Raw genomic sequence first — 2,051 nt, forward strand, 5'->3', positions numbered from 1 at the left:
GCACGGCGCCGTTCCGGGTCGAGCAGGCGTGCGCGCGCGAGCACGAGCACGCGGACCCGGAGACGACGGAACCCGCCGGGCCGAGGCCTCGACGGGTTCCGCGCGTGCGATGCGGTCAGGTCACGGGCTGGCCGGCGGGGTCGCCGACGGCGGCGCACCGCACACGATCTTGTTCTGCGGCTTGTACCGCCACGAGTTCGTGTCCGTGTCCTTGAGCTCGCCGTTCAGGTACAGCTTGCGCGTCACCGTCACCGAGAAGCCCGGGTTGCCCGCCGACTGCGGCTCGCACGTCGCGGACTGCGAGTACACCGTCGTCGGCGACACGACACCCGAGCGCGGGCTCGTCGTCGACTCGACCGTCCAGTACTTCGTGCCCCAGATCCGCACGTACACGCGGCCGCCCTCGACCCACGACTGCACCAGCGCGCCGTACGGCGTGTTGTTCTTCCAGCGCATGTCGAGCGTCCCCGTGAAGATCGTCGCCTCCCGGCCCTCCGGGTAGCGCGCGAACCACTCGCTGTGCGGCTTGTGCTCGATGTCCTCGAACCCCGCGAAGTGCGCCGCGTTGTACGTCGTCGTCGAGATCTGCGACAGACCGCCGCCCCACGCGTCGACGTGCTCACCGCTGACGATCGCGCCCGCCTGCACGAAGCCGTGCGCCGCGTCCACCGGGCCGAGCGCGTCCGTCAGGCTGAACGTCTCGTCCGGGCGGATCAGCGTGCCGCTGATCTTCGACGCACCGTTCGCGATGTTCTGCGTCCGGCGCGGCTCCGACGTCAGCGGGGTCGAGAACTCCGAGACGATCTCCTTGATGCCGAGCGCCTCGAGCTCCGCCGTCGACTCGGCCGGGTCGGCCTGCACCAGCTCGACCGTCGCCGACCGCGCGCTCGCCACGGCCGCGTCCGCGACCGCCGTCGCGAGCGACGCCGGGTCCAGCGTCGTGCCCGGCGTGCCCGGCACGATCACCGGCGCCCCCGACGACAGGTCGAAGTGCGCGTCCTCCGACGCCGTCAGCAGGTCCGGCAGGTCCTCCAGGACCGCGGCGCTCAGCGCCTCGCCGTTCATCTGCAGCACGAGCTCGCCGTCCACCGGCACGAACGACGCGTTCGCCGTCACGACCGCCGGCTCGAGCGTCGTCGACCGGTCGCCCACCGTGACCGACACGGGACCCGACGCGACCTTCTGCGCGACCTCCAGCGCCGCGTCCGTCTTCTCCTGCGTGATCGCCGGCTCGACCGTCGTCGTCGGCAGCGCGAGCGGACGGGCCGCGTCGAGCCAGCCCTCGTGCAGCACCTGCGTCGCACCCTCGACGTCCAGCTCCCAGCCGTCCGCCGCCTGCGTCGCGTTCGCCGTGCCGTCCGCGAAGACGATCGTCCCGTCGACCGGCGCGAGCACCAGTGACGAGCCGAGGTTCTCCAGCGCCGCGGAGAGCGCCGCGTCGTCGACCTGGGTCACGGGCTGCCGGGCGCCCACGCCGACGATCTGGTCCCACAGCCGCAGCGGGTCCGCCAGGTCCACACCCGTCATGCGGTCGACGGTCGCCTGCGGGTCGAACACCAGACCGGCCGTCGCGGGGTCCACCGTCGCCTGCACGTCCTGCGCCTCGACCGGGACCGGCTGCGTGGCCGCGTCCGCGAGGGACTCCTGCAGCCGGGCCACCGCCTCCTGCGACGACAGGCCGCCCACGTCCACGCCCGCGACCGTCGCACCACGCGGCACCCGGTCCGCGAGCGCGAACGACGCGCCCACGTACAGCCCGCCCAGCACGACCAGGATGCCGGCGATCACCAGCACCGGCCGCACCCACCGGCGACGACCGTCGTCCGGCTCGAACACGTCGAGCGGCGACTCCGCGCGGTCGTCCTCGTCCTGCGGGACGGGCCCCGACGCGATGCGCGGCGCGAGCGGGTCCGGACCGCGCGATCCGACCGGGGCGAACGCCCCGCCGGGCGCGGCGACAGCCGCGGGACCTGCACCCGTGGTCGCCGCACCCGCGGGACCTGCACCCGAGGTCGCCGAACCCGCGGTCGCCGCACCCGCGGTCGCCGTAC

General features: G+C 74.0%; 1 protein-coding gene. It reads right to left on the reverse strand.

Going from position 1 to position 2,051, the window contains the following annotated elements; all coding sequences use genetic code 11:
* Window positions 1–120: 120 nt before the first annotated feature.
* Window positions 121–2,051: VanW family protein (locus HGA02_RS17535; RefSeq protein ID WP_168680507.1), on the reverse strand; the 1,931-nt coding region annotated here is incomplete at its 5' end.

Source organism: Cellulomonas septica (assembly GCF_012396155.1).
Lineage (GTDB): Bacteria > Actinomycetota > Actinomycetes > Actinomycetales > Cellulomonadaceae > Cellulomonas > Cellulomonas septica.